17 protein-coding genes, 1 tRNA gene and 2 pseudogenes are annotated in these 16,943 nt (G+C 55.7%); 8 read left to right on the forward strand and 12 right to left on the reverse strand.

What is annotated here, in order from left to right; translation table 11 throughout:
- Positions 1 to 118: 118 nt before the first annotated feature.
- The 4 genes from H6F57_RS03510 to H6F57_RS03525 form a co-directional block, all read right to left on the reverse strand.
- On the reverse strand, positions 119 to 1,822 hold the full coding sequence (locus tag H6F57_RS03510) for a GAF domain-containing protein (protein WP_190624707.1): 1,704 nt from the start codon (positions 1,820 to 1,822) through the stop codon (positions 119 to 121).
- A gap of 303 nt (positions 1,823 to 2,125) precedes the next feature.
- Positions 2,126 to 2,599, reverse strand: a complete 474-nt coding sequence (locus H6F57_RS03515) for a hypothetical protein (RefSeq protein WP_190624708.1) — start codon at positions 2,597 to 2,599, stop codon at positions 2,126 to 2,128.
- 130 nt (positions 2,600 to 2,729) lie between these two features.
- Positions 2,730 to 3,380 carry a response regulator transcription factor gene (locus H6F57_RS03520; RefSeq protein ID WP_190624709.1) on the reverse strand — a complete coding sequence of 217 codons (651 nt, stop codon included), beginning with the start codon at positions 3,378 to 3,380 and terminating at the stop codon, positions 2,730 to 2,732.
- A 214-nt stretch (positions 3,381 to 3,594) separates the two neighbouring features.
- Positions 3,595 to 6,171, reverse strand: a complete 2,577-nt coding sequence (locus H6F57_RS03525) for a PAS domain S-box protein (RefSeq protein WP_190624710.1) — start codon at positions 6,169 to 6,171, stop codon at positions 3,595 to 3,597.
- Between the two features lie 380 nt (positions 6,172 to 6,551).
- Between H6F57_RS03525 and H6F57_RS03530 the strand changes: the two are divergent.
- The 3 genes and pseudogenes from H6F57_RS03530 to H6F57_RS03540 form a co-directional block, all read left to right on the forward strand.
- Positions 6,552 to 6,782: pseudogene (locus H6F57_RS03530) on the forward strand (transposase); the annotation flags it as partial.
- A gap of 242 nt (positions 6,783 to 7,024) precedes the next feature.
- A complete protein-coding gene (locus H6F57_RS03535; protein ID WP_190624712.1) occupies positions 7,025 to 8,026 on the forward strand; it encodes a CBS domain-containing protein in 1,002 nt (333 codons plus the stop codon).
- A gap of 27 nt (positions 8,027 to 8,053) precedes the next feature.
- Positions 8,054 to 8,756, forward strand: a protein-coding gene (locus H6F57_RS03540; RefSeq protein WP_242024729.1) for an IS1 family transposase whose coding sequence is annotated in 2 segments (ribosomal slippage) — positions 8,054 to 8,385 and positions 8,384 to 8,756 — 705 coding nt in all. Because the reading frame shifts where the segments join, the coding sequence is not laid out codon by codon here.
- On the opposite strand, the gene H6F57_RS03545 is transcribed toward H6F57_RS03540, so the two are convergent.
- On the reverse strand, positions 8,708 to 9,100 hold the full coding sequence (locus tag H6F57_RS03545) for a transposase (protein WP_190624714.1): 393 nt from the start codon (positions 9,098 to 9,100) through the stop codon (positions 8,708 to 8,710). The two genes, H6F57_RS03540 and H6F57_RS03545, sit on opposite strands and share 49 nt — an antisense overlap.
- 520 nt (positions 9,101 to 9,620) lie before the next feature.
- On the opposite strand from H6F57_RS03545, the gene H6F57_RS03550 reads away from it, so the two are divergent.
- Together H6F57_RS03550 and H6F57_RS03555 are read left to right on the forward strand one after the other, a co-directional pair.
- Positions 9,621 to 9,833, forward strand: coding sequence for a hypothetical protein (locus H6F57_RS03550; RefSeq protein ID WP_190624715.1), 213 nt, complete (start codon positions 9,621 to 9,623; stop codon positions 9,831 to 9,833).
- Complete coding sequence (locus tag H6F57_RS03555) at positions 9,833 to 10,156, forward strand: hypothetical protein (RefSeq protein WP_190624716.1); 324 nt, start codon at positions 9,833 to 9,835, stop codon at positions 10,154 to 10,156. Before H6F57_RS03550 ends, H6F57_RS03555 begins: the two co-directional genes overlap by 1 nt.
- Here H6F57_RS03555 and H6F57_RS03560 read toward each other — a convergent pair.
- The 4 genes from H6F57_RS03560 to H6F57_RS03575 form a co-directional block, all read right to left on the reverse strand.
- Complete coding sequence (locus tag H6F57_RS03560; protein ID WP_190624717.1) at positions 10,135 to 10,275, reverse strand: hypothetical protein; 141 nt, start codon at positions 10,273 to 10,275, stop codon at positions 10,135 to 10,137. The two genes, H6F57_RS03555 and H6F57_RS03560, sit on opposite strands and share 22 nt — an antisense overlap.
- A 105-nt stretch (positions 10,276 to 10,380) precedes the next feature.
- The gene (locus tag H6F57_RS03565; RefSeq protein WP_190624718.1) at positions 10,381 to 10,719 is read right to left on the reverse strand and encodes a hypothetical protein; all 339 of its coding nucleotides are present in this window, start codon (positions 10,717 to 10,719) and stop codon (positions 10,381 to 10,383) included.
- A 102-nt stretch (positions 10,720 to 10,821) separates the two neighbouring features.
- On the reverse strand, positions 10,822 to 11,223 hold the full coding sequence (locus tag H6F57_RS03570) for a hypothetical protein (RefSeq protein WP_190624719.1): 402 nt from the start codon (positions 11,221 to 11,223) through the stop codon (positions 10,822 to 10,824).
- 124 nt (positions 11,224 to 11,347) lie between these two features.
- Positions 11,348 to 11,432 (reverse strand) — tRNA-Ser (locus H6F57_RS03575).
- Positions 11,433 to 11,603: 171 nt separating this feature from the next.
- On the opposite strand from H6F57_RS03575, the gene H6F57_RS03580 reads away from it, so the two are divergent.
- Positions 11,604 to 12,908 carry a TldD/PmbA family protein gene (locus tag H6F57_RS03580; protein ID WP_190624720.1) on the forward strand — a complete coding sequence of 435 codons (1,305 nt, stop codon included), beginning with the start codon at positions 11,604 to 11,606 and terminating at the stop codon, positions 12,906 to 12,908.
- Here the strand turns inward: H6F57_RS03580 and nei are convergent.
- Both nei and H6F57_RS03590 read right to left on the reverse strand, forming a co-directional pair.
- Complete coding sequence (gene nei / locus H6F57_RS03585; protein ID WP_190624721.1) at positions 12,898 to 13,725, reverse strand: endonuclease VIII; 828 nt, start codon at positions 13,723 to 13,725, stop codon at positions 12,898 to 12,900. The two genes, H6F57_RS03580 and nei, sit on opposite strands and share 11 nt — an antisense overlap.
- A 6-nt stretch (positions 13,726 to 13,731) precedes the next feature.
- Positions 13,732 to 14,904, reverse strand: coding sequence for a tetratricopeptide repeat protein (locus H6F57_RS03590; protein ID WP_190624722.1), 1,173 nt, complete (start codon positions 14,902 to 14,904; stop codon positions 13,732 to 13,734).
- A 218-nt stretch (positions 14,905 to 15,122) separates the two neighbouring features.
- Here H6F57_RS03590 and H6F57_RS03595 point away from each other — a divergent pair, with 218 nt between their 5' ends.
- A complete protein-coding gene (locus H6F57_RS03595; protein WP_190624723.1) occupies positions 15,123 to 15,290 on the forward strand; it encodes an isochorismate synthase in 168 nt (55 codons plus the stop codon).
- Positions 15,291 to 15,411: 121 nt separating this feature from the next.
- Here H6F57_RS03595 and H6F57_RS03600 read toward each other — a convergent pair.
- Positions 15,412 to 16,472 (reverse strand): annotated as a pseudogene (locus H6F57_RS03600) (IS630 family transposase).
- Positions 16,473 to 16,592: 120 nt separating this feature from the next.
- On the opposite strand from H6F57_RS03600, the gene H6F57_RS03605 reads away from it, so the two are divergent.
- The coding region (locus tag H6F57_RS03605) for a transposase (protein WP_190624724.1) at positions 16,593 to 16,943 on the forward strand (351 nt) is incomplete at its 3' end.

Here is a 16,943-nt window from a genome sequence, read left to right on the forward strand (position 1 = left end):
GGTGAACCTAGCTCTGGCTTAACCCTTGCAACACACCTCTTAGCTAGTTCTAGATTAGGTGTTCTAAGTAACTGTACCCATCAGGAAATGGCTGAGTCTGGGACAGATCATTGCTGAGTTAGGCCTGAGTCGGAAGGCACACCTGGGCCAGGGTACTCAGTAGGGCCGCACCATTGGGTGAGTCTAGGATGGTCACGGCTACCTCACCGAGGTCGCCATCGCCCAAGGTCACAAAGGGTAAGGCAGGCAAAATGTGGTGCATACGGCGCAGTATCGCTGTGCCATTGAGGGTGGGTAGGGCTAGGTCTAAGACCACCGCTCCCAGCTCAGTCTGGTGTTGAATAAACAGGGCGATCGCATCAGCCCCCTCCTCGGCTAGCAGCACCTGGTAGCCGTAGCTTTCTAGCAGGGCGCGGTGCCACTCGCGAGCGGGGTCGTCGGCCATCACTAAGAGCACCAGGGCGTTGCCACCGTTCAAGCCAGCGGGGATTGGGGCTAACGTTAGCTCTGCCGGTTCCACGCTCGCCGGTAGATAGACCTCAACAGTGGTACCGTGGCCGGGCTGGCTGGAGATTTTGAGCCAGCCACCATAGCCTTTCACCAATCCCAGGGCCGTGGAGAGCCCCAGCCCTGAATGGCCCGCTTCGGCGCGAGTGGTAAAAAAGGGGTCGCAGCTGCGATCGCACACCGCCGCTGTCATCCCTGTGCCCGTATCGGTTACTGTCACTACTACATAAGCCCCTGGCCTGAGTTGGGGATGGCCAGGAGTTCCCCTCCACCACACATTGCGCGCCTCTAGGTGCAGGGTACCGCCCTGGGCCATGGCCTCAAACCCGTTGAGGCAGAGGTTCATAAACACTTGGTGCAGCTGAGTAGCGCTGGTATGCACCGTCCATAGGCGAGACTGTCGCAGGCATGAGGTTACGGTGATGCCAGCGGGACAGATCTCTTGCAAGGTTTGCACCAGTTCCCCCAGCAGGTAGGCCAGCTGAATTTCCGCCCGCTGACCGCCCATACCCTGGGCAAAGGAGAGCACCTGCTCGATTAGACTAACGCCCCGGTGGGCACTGGTGTGAATACGGTTGAGCCACTGCTGCTGCTGCCCGCTGTCGAGGGTAGACTGCTTGAGCATTTCTGCCGCTAGCACAATCGGGGTGAGAATGTCGCTGAGGTCGTGGGCTATGCCCCCGGCCAGAGTGCTAATGCTCTCCAAGTGGCGATCGTGCGATCGCTCCGCCTGCTGCAATAGCTGAGCTTCGGCTTGCCGGTGGACGGTCAGCTCCGCCTGCAGCTGCTGGTACAGCTCCGCCTGCTGAATAGCTAGGCCCACCTGCACCGCCAGCTGCTGCATCATCTGCACCTCTAATTCCTGCCAAGGGCGCGGAGCCGAGCAGTGCTGGGCCACTAGCAGGCCCCAGAGGCGGCCTTGGGCTAGCAGCGGCACCACTAAATTGGCCCGCACCCCCAGACCTCTGAGCAACTCTAGGTGGCAGGGCGTCAACCCAGCCTGCTCCATATCGCCCACCGCCTGCACTCGGCCTTGGGCGTAGACGCTGGCCCACTTATCAGCAAAGCTCTCGTCGTACACCCGCTGCCCCTGCAGCGGCAGACAGCTGGGGGCGCAGTCTTCCACCTCTACTACACCGCTCCCATCGGGCTTAAAGCGGAACAGGAACACGCGCTCTACCTGCAACAGCTGCCGCACCTCAGCCACCGCTGTCAGCAGCACTACCGCGAGATCTAAGGATTGGTGAATGCGTTGTAGCGAGTCAAAAGCTTGCGCTAGAGGGTTGCGATTCGCGACGCGTAAAGCCTGCGGCATCTCAGAAACGGGAACCGACTTGGAACGAGTATCCGTCCCGGAATCGCTGTGCTCAGCCTCTACTCCCAGGTCTAGCTGAGTTGTCTCAGGCTCGAGCAGCAGGCAGCGAGGTTCTAAGGCCAATCTCCAACAGCGGACAGCATGCGATTCAATAGCATCAGCGCAAGTATGTTTCATAGCCGCTCCCTAATTCTTTAATGTCCCTCTGTCGCCTGCTGTCGGTGAGACTATGTACGGTAAGCAATGCAACCTTAGCCTCGCATCAGAAAAACGCTGAGATTCACCAAGTGCTGTGCCGTAACCCTAAAACGTAGGGTCGTGGCCAAAGTCAAGACAGTCACCCTCTTGCCAGGTGCGACCACTCTCTTCGCAACTGGTGCGGTCTGTCTTGAAGGGAATGCTTGCCGGAGCCGCCTTAGGGCTAAATACCGCAGATAAATTGATACTGGTGAGCTGCACCATCGCCAGCAGCGCCAAAATACCCATACCCATTGTGCCGACTATCACCACCGCATTTGTCGGTGTCCAGAGGGGCTGTCGAACTGCCTCTTGACGACAGCGAGCCATCGACCGCATTTCTGTACCGGCTAGCAGCACTAGATAAACCCGCGTCATGCCTAGCGGTAGCGACAGGCGAATGTTGACGAAGTGGCGGCGCGATGTCAGCGCCGCCTGCAACGCCTGAACCTGGGCGGGGCTGAAGGTAGTGGCCATCTCGGGGGCCATGCGAGCCAGCACACTATCGCTACTAATCGGGGCAGAATTGCTGACTTTCATCATCAGTCCTCAGGAAAAAACACTCCAGACGCATCAGGTCGTCTAACAGCTGATATAACCGTAGCGATCGCGCCCCAATTGCCCCATCAGCAAATCCCTGAGTTTGAGGTTCTCGCTGCCTGAGTTTTGCTTAGTCCAACACCACCAATCCCATGCGAATCGCATAGCGTACCAACCCAGCAATATCGTGAATATCCAGGCGATCCATCAGCTGGGTGCGGTGGGTCTCGACGGTTTTGGTGCTGATGTAGAGCATCGCGGCGATGTCTTTGGTGCTTTTGCCCTCGGCGATCAGCCGGAGAATCTCGCGCTGGCGGGGGGTGATCTGGTCGAGGGGGCTTTGGTCTTGGCTCAGGCGGCGCACGTAGTCGCTGACCACGTATTTAGAGATGGCCGGGCAGAGGTAGGTTTCTCCCCGGGCGATCGCCCGCAGAGCTCGCTCCAGGTCTTCGATGCCGCTGTCTTTGAGTAGATAGCCGCTGGCCCCCGATCGCAGCGCCTGGTAAACATACTCTTCGTTGGCGTGCATCGAGAGAATTAGCACCCGCACCTGGGGAAACTCGTGGGCGATGCGGGCAGTGGCCTCCAACCCGTTCATCTCAGGCATAGCAATATCCATCAACACAATCTGGGGCTTGAGGGTTTCCACAAGCTGTAGCGCCTCGTGGCCGTTTTCGGCCTCGCCCACCACCTCGATCCCATCAATGTCTTCCACAAGCAATCGAAAGCCCGCTCGGACAAGGGCATGATTATCAGCAATCACAAGCTGAATGGGTGACATGCAGGGCCTTTGAGGTTGTACTTCACGAATCGTTGTGATAAGCCCTCAAATAATGTGAGCAGCTAGAGTCTTCTGAGGTAAATTGTTAATAAAGCTAACAAGCTTTCACGGTTGTTAAGCCTAAGCAGAGCGAAGAGTTGACCGTTATAGAGTATTACAAGGGTCTCCCAACGCAGTGACATGCCGTGAAGCATAGAACATTCACCCACTTAAATTAATCTATCGTCAGTTCTGCAAGCGGTAGCTGAAGATGAATGCAGGTACCCTGTCCAGGGGATGAGGCGATCGTAAGATGTCCACCGATCAGCTTGCTCCTTTCTTCCATGCCCAGCAACCCTAGGCTGGTTCCCTCGGTTTTAGCGCGATCCACGGTAGCAACGTCAAAGCCAAGACCGTTATCCTCAACGGTTAGATGCAGAGTTTGATCGACCTGCTCAATGGTGACGGTGACGGCGGTGGCTTGGGCATGGCGAGCGATATTAGTCAATGCCTCCTGCACAATGCGAAAGCAGGCGGTCTCAGTAGAATCCAGTAACCCATGGGGTATATTTCTACAAACTAGGATTTCTTGCAGGCCGGAGCGCTCGGCATGACGGTTTATGTACCAGCGTAGGGCCGGCACCAAACCGAGATCGTCGAGCATAGAGGGGCGCAAATCGAGGGAGAGATTGCGCACCTGCTGAAGCGCCCCATCAACAATGGCTAAACAGTCTTGCAAGGGAGCATCAATTTGGGGATTCGCGATCATTCGATCAAGGCGGTGCAGGTTGAGATTAACGGCGGTAAGAGCCTGACCTATTTCGTCGTGTAGCTCGTGAGCCAAAAAACGCCGCTCAGTTTCCTGAGCTTCTAGCAGCTGTCTAGAGAGGGATTGTAAGCGAGTGCGATCATGTTTTACCTGCTCGAACAGCTGTGCATTTTGCAGGGCGATCGCCAAGTGATCAGCCACTTGATGCGCCACTTCCTTGTGATCATTGGTGAAGTGGCCTTTAGCAGGTGACACTAGTACGATTTCACCGATTGGTTTGCCGTTGCTTACCAAGGGCACTGTCATCGTGGAGCCCTTGATGGTTGCCCATCGCTGCAAGATCGGTGGTGCTGGCGCTTGCCCCAATAAACTGGGCCCCCTCACCTCCAACGGCTTTGCCCCCTGCTCTGGCATAGAGTCAGCTAGGGGTCGGGCTGTGTCGGGTTCTCCCATGCTAGGGAGAGGGTTGCCAATGGTTGCTATCACACTACCCTTGGTGGCCTTGTGATCAAATAGCGTCACCAGCCCTTGGGAGCAGCACAAAATTTGCCCTAGCAGCAGCAATGCTGACTGGGCAATGTCCTGAGACTTGAAATTGGTGAGAATAGCCCGATCCATAGCGTGGAGCCCCCGCAGCCGATGAGCGTACTGTTGGAGGGTGGTTTCGGTTTCAATGGCAACGGTGATGTCTTGGAGCACCGCAATGAAGTACCGAGGTTGCTGGCTCGCATCGTGGACTAGCGACACGGTCAAATTTGCCCAAATCAGACGCCCGTTTGGGCAAATGTAGCGCTGCTGGCGGCTATAGCTCTGGCGATCGCCCCGCAGCAGCGCCTCGCAATACATCCGATCCTCCGCTCGATCATCGAGGTGAATCATCCCATTGAGAGATTCTCCCAGCAGTTCAGAGTAAGGTGTGCCCAAAATATCTCCCAGCACTGGGTTTAGCCACAGCAGCACCCCGTCTAAGTTAAGGTGAGCAATGCCAACTGCCGCCTGTTCGAAGGTAGTGCGAAAGCGGGCTTCGCTTTCTACCAGGGCAGCTTCAGCTAATTTGTGCTCGGTAATGTCTTTAACGGTGGTGACATAGAAATCGGGGCTACCGTCGGCTCCAGCCACCCCTTTAATATCTATGCAGGTGTAGACCACTAGACTATCTTTGCGAATCAGGCGAGTCTCCAAAACGCAGTCTTGGAGTGTGCCGGTCGTCATCTGCGCAAATTGAGCCTGGTCTTGAGCCTGGTCTTCGGGGTGGATCAGCTCAGCCCAGGAGACCTGACTAAGCTCATCGCGGCTGTAGCCCAGAATTTCACAAAGGCGATCATTAAACCGTAGCCAAGTAGTAGTATCAGCGGCGATAATAGCCATACCCAAAAAGGGCAAATCATAGAATAGGCGCAGGGTTGCTTCTGCTTTCTGCCGCTGGGCGATCTCTTCCTGAAGCTGTTGGTTGATGGCCTGAAGGTCTTCGAGCCGCTCTTGCGCTTGGGTGCGCAGGCCTTGGTTGCTGGCCTGCAGTGCCGCTCTGCTTCGATGGCGAGCGGTGATGTCGTGCAGGCTCATCACCGCCCCACAGACGCTCTGGTCATCAGAAAAAATAGGCTGAGCGCTGGCCAGCACCAGGTAGCGATCGCCGTTAGTCTGCACAATGGCCAGCTCTAAGTCGTCTACCCTTTCTCCCGACAGCGCCCGCCACAGAGGAACTTGCTCAGAGTGCAGCGGAGTCCGATCACCTAGGATATAGAGATCGACCGATGCGGTCAGATGGCTGGCAGTTGGGGCACTGGTCCCTAAACCTAGCAGTTTGCGTGCGGCCCCATTCAAAACGGTAATAGTTCGATGACAATCACATAAGACAACGCCATGGTTTAGGCCTGCGATCGCAGCGCAGAGCCCTGACAATGCCAAGTTTCCTAAGTTGTGCAGCTGCTGCTGAAACGCTACAGGTTCCAAAAAACTAGCTGTGAGCAGCGGATTGTCTGAGTCACCAAGGGAATCTTCGTCCTCACAGGCATCAGGGTTGGTCGCAGGAGGATCGCACATAGATTAAGGTTTCCAGCATAGGGCGCTAACAGGCAGCTAACCAAGGCAAAAAATCTATCGCCGACACTAGGACAGGCTAAGTGATAGCCCAGGGTTACAAAGCCGAATAAACAGATTTAGGGAAACTACCACATCTACAGCCCTGGTTTAGGGAAGCTCAAATCAGCCTAATAGAATCAATGATAGTCATACTTAAGGTAAGGCAAGACAAGGAGACTGTAGGTAAGGTTGTTTTGCTCTGCCCTCAATCGGCAGTAATGGGATGAGCATGGCAACTCAAGACCAGCGTGCCCTTCATCTAGCTTTTGAGGCTGGGAACCCAGCTGCCTATGGAGGCAAATAACTCTGCGACCTTTGCTCAATTCCTGAGCTATAGGTAGTCGTTCATGCCGCTGCTTGACCAGATCCTGCTGCGCAAGCGTCCGATGATCGAGACGGTCAATGACCAGCTCAAAACCCTCTGCTGGATTGAGCATTCGCGGCACCACAGTTCTTTCAACTTCCTCGTCAATCTAGTTTCAGGCCTGATCGCCTACACTTACCACCCCGATAAGCCCACGTTGGGTATCCCTGATGATGAGCTTAAGGCTCTGCCACAAACCGCTTTTTAGCTATCAAACTCAGGTGAGGGGAAGACTAACGATACAGCTGATTTTTTGGCGTTGCTTAACGCAATTATGATTGCTCCCCTAGCCCCCCAATTTTTGGGGAGACAGAGCCTCAAAGTCCCCCAGAATTGGGGATTTGGGGGGCGATGCAGAGTCTAAAGGTTTTACCCGTTCATTCCCCGATTCAGCAACGCCCGCTTTTTACTCCATCTACTACATCCCATAACCCAATCTGGCCCTGGCCCATGCCTGTTAACTCTGTGTTCCCGGTATCTAAGGCCATTAACCCGCAGCCGTTGGTACTGGCGGGCAATACCACCATGTCAGCGGTGGTCACTACCATGCGGCAGCGAGGCAGCAGCTATGTGCTAGTGACCACCCCTCAGCACCACCCCATCGGCCTGTTTCCCGAACGTGACCTGGTGCGCCTGACTGCCGCCAATCAACCCCTGGCCGACCTCACCCTGGCCCAGGCGATGGCACCCGACCCGGTGGTTTTAGTCGACACCGAGTTGGTCAACATTCTGACGGTGGTGACCCACATGCACCACCATCGGGTGCGGCATTTGCCCCTTGTCTCTGCCCAGGGCACCCTGACGGGCATCATTACCCACGAAAACATTCGCCAACTGCTCCAGCCCATCGACCTGCTGCGGTTGCGGCGCGTCGATGAGGTGATGGTGCAGCAGGTGCATTGTGCCAGCCCCACTCTGTCGGCTTTGGAGCTGGCCAAAACCCTTGATCAGCATCGCATTAGCTGTCTGGTCATTACCGAAACTGGGCAGTCCGGTGCCTCGCCCATTGGCATAGTGACCGAGCGCGATATTCTGCGACTGCAAGAGAGTCAGTCGCCGCTGGCCGACTGGACGGTAGCTGAAATAATGCAGTCGCCGGTACGGCGAATTCAGCTCCAAGTGTCGCTGTGGCAGGCTCCTCAGCAGATGCAGGCGCATGGGGTGCGACGGTTGGCGGTGGTAAATGCCCAAGATCAGCTAGTGGGGCTGCTAACTCCCACCAGCCTGCTCCAGGGAGTCAATCTGGCCGAAACCCAGGCCACCATTGAGACCCTGCATCACATTGTGGCCGATCGCACCCTTGGCCTTACCCAGGCCAATCAAACCCTGCAAAAGCAGGTGGACGAACGCCGTCGCGCAAAGGCAGCTGTGCAATATCAAATTGACCGCGAACGTCTGGTTAATCGCATTGCCCAGCACATTCGTCAATCGCTGAATTTAGGCGTTGCATAATTAAGGGATGAATCAGGGTAGTTTGCGATGCAATGTCCGGAATGTGGAGCCACGCATGCCCGCAAGAATGGCAAGAGAAAGGGTAAACAAAATCACATCTGCGTAGCATGTGGCCGTCAGTTTATTGACGCCTACGAACCCCACCGAGGATACTCGGATGAGGTCAGACGCGAGTGTCTTAAGCTGTACACCAATGGCCTTGGGTTTCGAGCCGTTGAACGGGTCAAAGGAGTGCATCATACGACGGTGATTACTTGGGTGAAGCAAGTCGGCGAACGACTCCCTGATGCCTACGACCCTGAAACGACCCCAGAGGTCAGCGAACTTGACGAGTTAGAAACCTTTGTCGGCTCAAAAAAACAAGATTTGGCTGTGGACAGCCGTTGACCACTTCAGAAAAGGGCTTCTCGGTTGGGTTTTGGGTGACCATAGTGCCGAGACGTTTCAACCACTTTGGACGCTGGTAGCCCGTTGGGGGTGCTACTTCTATGTCACCGACAGGTGGCCGGTGTATCCCGGCTTTATTCCAGGGGGCGATCAGATTGTCAGCAAAACCTACATGACTCGGGTGGAAGGAGAAAACACGCGATTACGGCACTATCTGGCTCGACTGCACCGCAAAACGCTTGGCTACTCCAAGTCCGTAGACATGCTGGCTCACTCTGTGCGCCTGCTACTTCACTACCTCAAGTTCAACGCTGTCCCAGTCCCTCCAAGGTTCATCTCTTGATTCAGCAACGCCGCTTGCCCTTTTTTACGGTCACCGGTTTCATCAATCACTAACATCATCGCCTGCTTGCCCACCAGGGCTCGAATCAGTTGCAACCGTCGATGTTCAAGCGCCTCAGTCCTCCACTGCGCCGTGCTCACAAAGTGATGCAAGCGTTGACTGTCGGGCAGACCCACTAAGCGAGCTATGGCAGGCAGACTTTTTCGTTTCAAGTCCGACATCAGACCTACGTGGAGATACTTGAAACATTCATAGCTGCGCACATCTTCAAACAAAGGACGATAGGCTTCGCAATACTCATCAACGAAGCCCACGGTACGGACAGCAAGTCGAGGTGTCACCATAGATACAGCCCTCTTCCATACTTTTTAGCTTTAGTTTACTTCGTCAATAGTGACTAAAGAGGGATATAAAACTGATGACCCGTGGACAAGCACGATCAGCTTTTACTTGAAAGAAAACTCACGGGGAGAAACTACAACGGCAGAAATACTAAACCACGGGCTACGGATCGAGGTTGGGCAGCAAAATCGCTCTCATGAAATGCGGGTGGGTGAAATCCTAAAAACGTTGGGATGGTTACGGACAGAACGGCGCACTGAGTTTGACGGACGACGGCGGCGGGTTTGGGTAGAGCCAGCTCTCAGCCAACCCCAGATCCCAATCTCTGGGGTTGGGTTAGGTCGGGATGATGTTGGGACACCCCAAAACCCGTGACCTATGTAGGGTTTTCGGATTCGTCCCAACTTGCCCAACCTCCAACCTCAAACTTAGAACTTTTCTCTAACGGGTACCATCCCCACTCCGTTCCACTTGAACCACTAACTGACCAGGAGTATGCAGAGCTGATGGGGGGCGGCGACCATGGCTGAGCAAGACTATCGAGCGCTGCATGGAGTGATTTTGCAGGTTGTGCGATCGCGATCGCACAACCCCGCCGATCTAGCCGATCTCTTTGATCTGTTGGGGCGGCTCGACCCCGAGGATAAATGGCAATTTTGGGCCTGGCTGGGTAGGCGCGATCGCAACCTGAAACATTGGCTACTGACCCAAGGAAAACAATGGAGGGCAGCCTAGTGGCCAAGAACCTTGAAACCGAGTTCAAAGCGCTGAAAGCCCAGGTTGAGCAATTGGTGAAAGTCCACCAGGCGCTAGGTCTACCCACCGCCCCCTGGGTGAGTCCCCAGCAGGCGGCTCAGCTGATGGGCACCAGCCGATCGCGGGTACAAGCCGAAATTGACAAGGCAGAGCACGCCAGAATCCACGGCATAGCCTACGATCTAACATGGAGCACCCATTACCGCAAGAATGGCCAACATTGGCAGGTCAACCCTGTTGAGTTTGAGGCGGTGATCTTCCTCCCACCAGAGCAGCGCCCCTATATTGAGTTGCCTAGCTGATTGGCCCGCCGCCAGATCGCCTCGTGCTGTAGTTGGCTGATCGCCGCATGGTAGTTCTTAGCGTGCACCGCAACGCTGTGACCCATCCACCGAGCGGCAATGCTATCGGGCACCCCCATTACCGCTGACCTAATCGCCCATGCGTGGCGTAGGGCGTAGGGGCGATGGGGGATTTTTCTGTCTTTGAAGCTGCGCAGGTTTGCTCCTACCCTTTCACCCAATTGTTAGTTGTCCCTACCTTCAAAGCGAATCTTTGGGAACACAACATCAGTTAGATTGAACTGCGATCGCCACCTATCCGGCAGCGGCCAAACATCGCGGCGGCCCGTCTTGCTATCGTCCAGAATCGATATCTTGCCTGTATCGGTAGCAATGCCCTTGGTATTGGCAATTCTAAAAACCTCGTGGGGGCGTAGGCCATAGGTGGCCAACATCCCATAGACCCACTTCCACCCAGGGTTAGCAATCGCATTCCAAATAGCTTCTATTTCGTCATCGCTGGGAACATCATCAGGACTAAGAGGTTTCGGCTCATACCGGCCCTTGATGGCACTGAAATCCACTTCTATGCCTGCAAATTTAGCTAGCTGACCAAAGGCAATGCAGTCATCCCTCCTACCCTTTGTATTGATCTTGCTGCGTTCCTGAATGTGGTTGATTAGCAGTTACTCAGTAAGAGGTTTATCTGGCAATGATTCCAAACGCTCCTGGTAGTTAGTGCGATAGGTGCTGGTCTTCACAGATTCTGCCTTTACAGCCCCATACTCCTTATCCCAAGCCGCTGCACTCTTGCCCCCAGCAGAGTTTTCACCCTTCTCCCACTCGGCCCAGGTGAATCGTTCCATATTCAGATCAGACTCAAGGCGCTGGGCCTTAGCAGTGGCCACTTTTACGCCGTCAGGGTTGGCAAACACCCCGAGTGAGATCGTAGTCTGTTTGTTGCCCCGGCCCTCACCAGGCCGTTTGGGGAGAGAACCACGCAAGGCTAGCTTGCGTCCTCGTTGTACTATCTCGATCCGGTTTAGCCCTCGGTTTGCCTGCTCTACGGCCTGGTCGATGCGGTTCATGGAAAAACTGATCTAGCTTTGATCCAATTTTCCACGCAGTTATGGCATTTTGGGTCAAAAAAACTGCCCTAGCTGCGACTCCCCGGCAGTTAGGGTTTAAGGCTGAAAGCCTTAAACCACGGTACGGAGAGGGAGGGATTCGAACCCTCGTTGGGTTTCCCCAAAGCAGTTTTCGAGACTGCCGCATTCAACCACTCTGCCACCTCTCCAAAGGGGCTTCGCTATTCTACCGCTGAATCGGGGCTGTAGACGACCCCAGGGCCAAAAACAGTTAGCGAAGCGGGTCTTTGGGATGAGCTATCTAGACCTGTGCCCTTTGCAGGGGTACCGCAATCCGGGAAGATGAAATAGCTCTGTTACGCCCCTGCCCGCTGATTGCCATGGTGCCTGGTCTTACCGACGATTCGCTAGCTGAAAAACTCATAGACCTGGCCCTCAAACGGGGGGCCGAAGCGGCGGAGGTGCTGCAGTCGCGATCGCGATCGCGGCCCGTGTTTTTTGAAGCCAACCGTCTCAAACAGCTTGAAACTTCCGCTGCCCTGGGCACAGCGCTGCGCCTCTGGATCAATGGTCGGCCTGGGCTGGCGGTGGCCTACGGCAATGTCGATCCCGAAGCCATCATCGATAAGGCTCTGGCGATCAGCGCCCTCAACGACCCCGAAACCGTTGACTTGGTCGAAGGCAACCACCGCCACTACCCCGACATGGGCCAGGAGGTGCCGGTAGAGCAGCTAATCGACTGGGGGCAAGCCATGATCGATCGCATTCGCAGCACCTACCCCGAGGTGATCTGCGGCGTCGATGTGGAGTGTGATGTGGAAACCACCCGAATTCTCAATACAAAAGGGCTCGATAGCCACTACAGCGATGCGACCCTAAGCAGCTATCTGTCAGCTGACTGGGTGAGGGGCGATGACTTTTTGAGCGTCAGCGATGGCCAAACCCAGCGCGATCGCCTGGAGGTAGAGGCTTTGACTGACCAGGTGTTGCAGCGGCTAGCCTGGGCTGAGGAATTTGCCGAGGTCAGCACCGGACGCATGCCGGTGATCTTTACCGCCAAAGCCGCCGATATGATTTGGGGCACGCTTCAGTCGGCCCTCAGCGGCAAGCGGGTAGTAGAGCGATCGTCTCCCTGGAGCAGCGCCCTAGGTGAGCAGATGACATCTCCCCGTGTGACGCTGCTGCAAGACCCAGAGGCGGGGCCGTTTAGTTGTCCCTTTGACGATGAGGGCACCCCCACTCAGCGATTGGTGTTTATCGACAAAGGGGTGGTGACGTTGTTTTACTGCGATCGCGCCGTTGGTCGTACTCTGGGGGCCGGGTCCACGGGCAATGGCTTCCGGCCTGGTTTGGGCAGCTACCCTACCCCCAGTCTTTACAACACCCTGGTTGAGACGGGTACACGATCCCTGGAGGCACTGATTGCCAGCGTCGACAACGGGGTGCTGGTCGACCAAATTTTGGGCGGCGATCCGGGTATTGCGGGTGATTTTTCGGTAAATATCGACCTGGGCTACCGCATTCATCGGGGCAAATTGGTGGGCCGCGTTAAAGACACCATGGTGGCAGGCAATATCTATACCGCCCTCAAAGACAATGTGGAACTGGGCAGCGACGGCGACTGGAATGGCTCCTGCTACACGCCTTCGGTGCTGCTGGATGGCCTATCGGTTACTAGCGGTTGATTGACTGGCACTGTGGACAGACATAGCAACGCCTGCCACCGATCATAATCTTGGCGATGGTGTCACCACAGCGGTGGCAGGATTTGCCCTGTCGACCAAAGGCCCAGTGGCGATAGTCGCGGCGGCGATAGCCGATTTGCTTGAGGTGGGTGGCCAGGGCCAGGTCATTGGTAATGCCGTTGTGCAGGTATGACTGCTGGGGCAGAGCCAGGGCGGCCTCGGCAAAGGCGGCAATTTGGGTGGGTGTGCAGTCTACGGGCCGCTGACCGGGATGAATGCCCGCCAGGTAGAGAATTTCGGTGCGCAAATAGTTACCGATGCCGCCAAGAAATCCCTGGTCGAGCAGTAGGGTGGCAAACTGGCGGCGGCGAAAGGAGGCACTTAGTGCACGTTCTGCTACTGTCGCTGGAGTAATGGCAGTATCGAGGGTGTCGGGGCCAAGTTTGGCAATGTAAGGATGGGTGAGCACCGCGTCTGCCGCTAGCACCTCAATATCTGAAGCACTGTAGAGCAGCGCCCACCGACGGGAGGTATGCACCGCAAAGCGCAGCTGACGACGCGTGGCGGAGACGGCATTGGGTTTGCAGATCACCCAAATGCCGTAGAGCTGGTTATGGCTGTAGACCCCTAGCCCATTGTCAAAGTAGGTGACCATGGCCTTGCCGTAGGGCTTGACCGCCGTCACCGTGCGGCCGATCAGCTTCTCCTCGTAGGGTTTGAGGTGGTCGAAGGCAAAGAACACATCAGAGACGATGTTGCCTGCGATCGCCCGATGGAGCTTGTCGGCAGCACGGCGAATTTCGGGGCCTTCGGGCATGGGCTACTACTCGTAGCCCCAGAAGGCCATCAGCTCACGGGCGCGGGCAGCCCCTTCGGTATTGCCCTGGCGGCTATATAAAATTGCCGCTAGCTCTATGTTCGAGAGAGCCTGGGCCTCTAGCCCCTGCCCGTGGAGCGCCAAGCCCAGGTTATAAAAGGCGGCAGGATCTTGTGGAAGGGCATCGACCACCTTGCGGTAGGAAAGCACGGCTTGCAGGTATTGCTCCCGTTCGAGCAGCAACTCGCCCAGCAAGGCATGGGCGGTAACTAGCTCAGGGTCGAGGCGCACGGCCCGCACCAGGTAGTCAAAGGCGGCCTCGCGATCGCCCTGTTGATAAAGCACGTAGCCCATCTGGTGCTGGGCATTGGCGTTTTGAGGTTCTGCCCGCAGCGCCTCACGCAGGTTTTTGGTGGCCTCAGGATAGTTTTCTTGCAGTAGGTAGATGTTGGCCACACTAACGTGGAGATCGCCGTCGTTGGGGTTAGAGCGCAACCCCTGGTTGAGGTAGGTAAGAGCCTGGTCGTAGTCCTCTTGCTGAATGTAGAGTGACCCTAATGCCTCGTAGACCTGAGCGTTGCCGGGGGCAATGCGGGCTAAGTCTTGGTAAGTAGATAGCGCCCCGTCGTAGTCGTTGCGCTCGATTTGAATGCCGCCAATGCCCAAGTGGGCGTTGACCTCCCGAGGATTGCTGCTGAGAATGCCCTGGTAGGTGGCCAACGCATCGTCAAGCTGGCCGTTTTTGTACTGGCTGTGGGCTAGACCGTAGCGAAAAGCCAGGTTGCTGCCGTCAAGGTCGATCGCGCTTTGGTAGGCCCCGATCGCCGCGTCGTAGTTCTCCTGCTGCACGTAGAGGTAGCCAATGCCCGAAAACAGCCGGGGGTTGCGGCGGTCGATGGCGGCTGCCTGCTGATAGGCCGCGATCGCCCCAGCGTAGTCGCGGGCCGTAACCTTGGCTTGACCCTGGCGCAGCAGTTCATCGACCTGGTCTTGCTGGGCGCTGCTGAGGCCGTTACTGCTTTGGGCCAGCCACAGGGGCGGCACCGGCTCAAGAGCCTGCCCAAAATCGTTCAAAGCCTGGGAAGGCGGTGCTGGAGCAGCAGCTTGAGCATCGGGAATGACCGCCCAACTGCCCATGAGCCCGCACAAAATAGCGATCGCTGCGTGACTGCGTTTCACAGGAAACTCTCCTTACTGGTAAGCCAAATCGTTAAGGGTGCACTCCATATATTACAACTTGCCAACCGCTGTAAAGAATGGTCACTGTCGCACCGCCAGCCTCGGGTGATCCCGTAGCATTTAAGTATCAGGGTACACCAAATAACAAAGCCCTGACCCGCTACAAGCATCGCTACAGTTTGCCTACATCAATATCCTTAAGCCGCGAGGTGCCAGTCATGAAAGGTCTGAATCTCTCAGTATTTGGCTACTTTTTTGATGGGTTAATGCAATATTTTGCCGAACCTATCAGCAGAATCTTTGGCCCCGACGACGACAACTATCCTAAAACGGGGGTACAGCCCTTTGATGGCGACACCTACGCCGAAACGGTCGAAACTCTCTAGAAAAAGCATAGTTTTTGATAACGCACTCTATACCCAAAGCCCGCTTGCTAAGGCAGTAAGTGGGCTTTAACATTTGGGGTTGAGCGGCTGGGTAATATCAAATCCGCTTATTCAGGGATAATTAGCTCACAGCCTCTACCCACCAGTGAAAGCCCGTTAGGCCTTGAATGAACGCCGGTCGGTTGAGCAAGACTCGACAACGCTGGGCTACGACCGCTTCTAATTGGTCTAACGACTCGAAACTCTGATTAGCGATGGCCTCGTTGGTTGCGGGCCAAAGCCGCTCTGCGGGCTGCAACTCGGGAGACTTAGGTGGCAAAAACAATAAATGGATGCCCTCAGGGATAACGATTTTAGGGGTTGTATGGAAGGCCGCTTGATCCAACACTAGGACAACGCGCTTCTTAGGGCCAAGGTCAAAATGGGCGGCGAAATCAGCGAGGACTTGGCTAAACACTTGCCCGTTGAGTTTTGGCACGATCCACCAGTAGGTCTGCCCTGTCGTGGGCTCAACAAGGCCAACCAACCATACCCACTGGTATTTCCAGTTGACCTGAGCAATGGGAATTTGACCCAGCGGTACCCAGACCATGCGGTTGACCGGGTGCAAGCCAACTCGGTGCTCATCTTCTGCCCAAGCCTCCACCTGGGCTTGAGGATGAGCGGCTTTGACGTCAGCTACGGTGTCAGCGAGTTTTTTTTCCAGGCTTCCTGGGTTCCGAGGTCACTCTCGACGTGCTCAGGGCGAGGACGACGACGGCGCATCTCCAGACTCTTGAGGTACTCCCACCCCCGTTGCGGATGAATGGGGCGACCGAGCACCTCACTCATCCAGCGAGCCACTTTGGGACCATCCCACAGATCTCCATCCCCAGGCGAGGTTTGAAGGGCTTGCCACAGTTGGGCTTGTTGCACCGCATCCAGCAAGGGGGCTTGCCCTGGATTGTGACGCCGTTGGTCGCCCAACACGCTTGGTCCATGCTGGTTGTAGGCCCGCAGCACTTTGTAGATCCGGTCTCGACTGTAGCTTGTTAGCTCAGACACCTCTGCGGGTGGGCGACCCTGGGCTAAGAACCAAAGGATCTGATAGTGAGAGCGTTCGATGCCGGCCTTCGCCTGACGGTAGCGGCGTTCTAGCTCATCAAGCCTGAGATGGTTGGCAACCTGCACAGGGTTGGGCATGGCATAGCCCTCGTAGCAATACCCCCATTATGCTCCTTTAAACGGACTTGATATAAACCCTCTTTAGTCACTATTGACGAAGTAAACTAAAGCTAAAAAGTATGGAAGAGGGCTGTATCTATGGTGACACCTCGACTTGCTGTCCGTACCGTGGGCTTCGTTGATGAGTATTGCGAAGCCTATCGTCCTTTGTTTGAAGATGTGCGCAGCTATGAATGTTTCAAGTATCTCCACGTAGGTCTGATGTCGGACTTAAAACGAAAAAGTCTGCCTGCCATAGCTCGCTTAGTGGGTCTGCCCGACAGTCAACGCTTGCATCACTTTGTGAGCACGGCGCAGTGGAGGACTGAGGCACTTCAACATCGACGGTTGCAACTGATTCGAGCCCTGGTGGGCAAGCGGGCGATGATTTTAGTAATTGATGAAACTGGTGACCGTAAAAAAGGGCAAGCTACTGACTATGTTGCTAAG

It is taken from the genome of Leptolyngbya sp. FACHB-60 (genome assembly GCF_014695775.1).
Taxonomy (GTDB): domain Bacteria; phylum Cyanobacteriota; class Cyanobacteriia; order Phormidesmidales; family Phormidesmidaceae; genus Nodosilinea.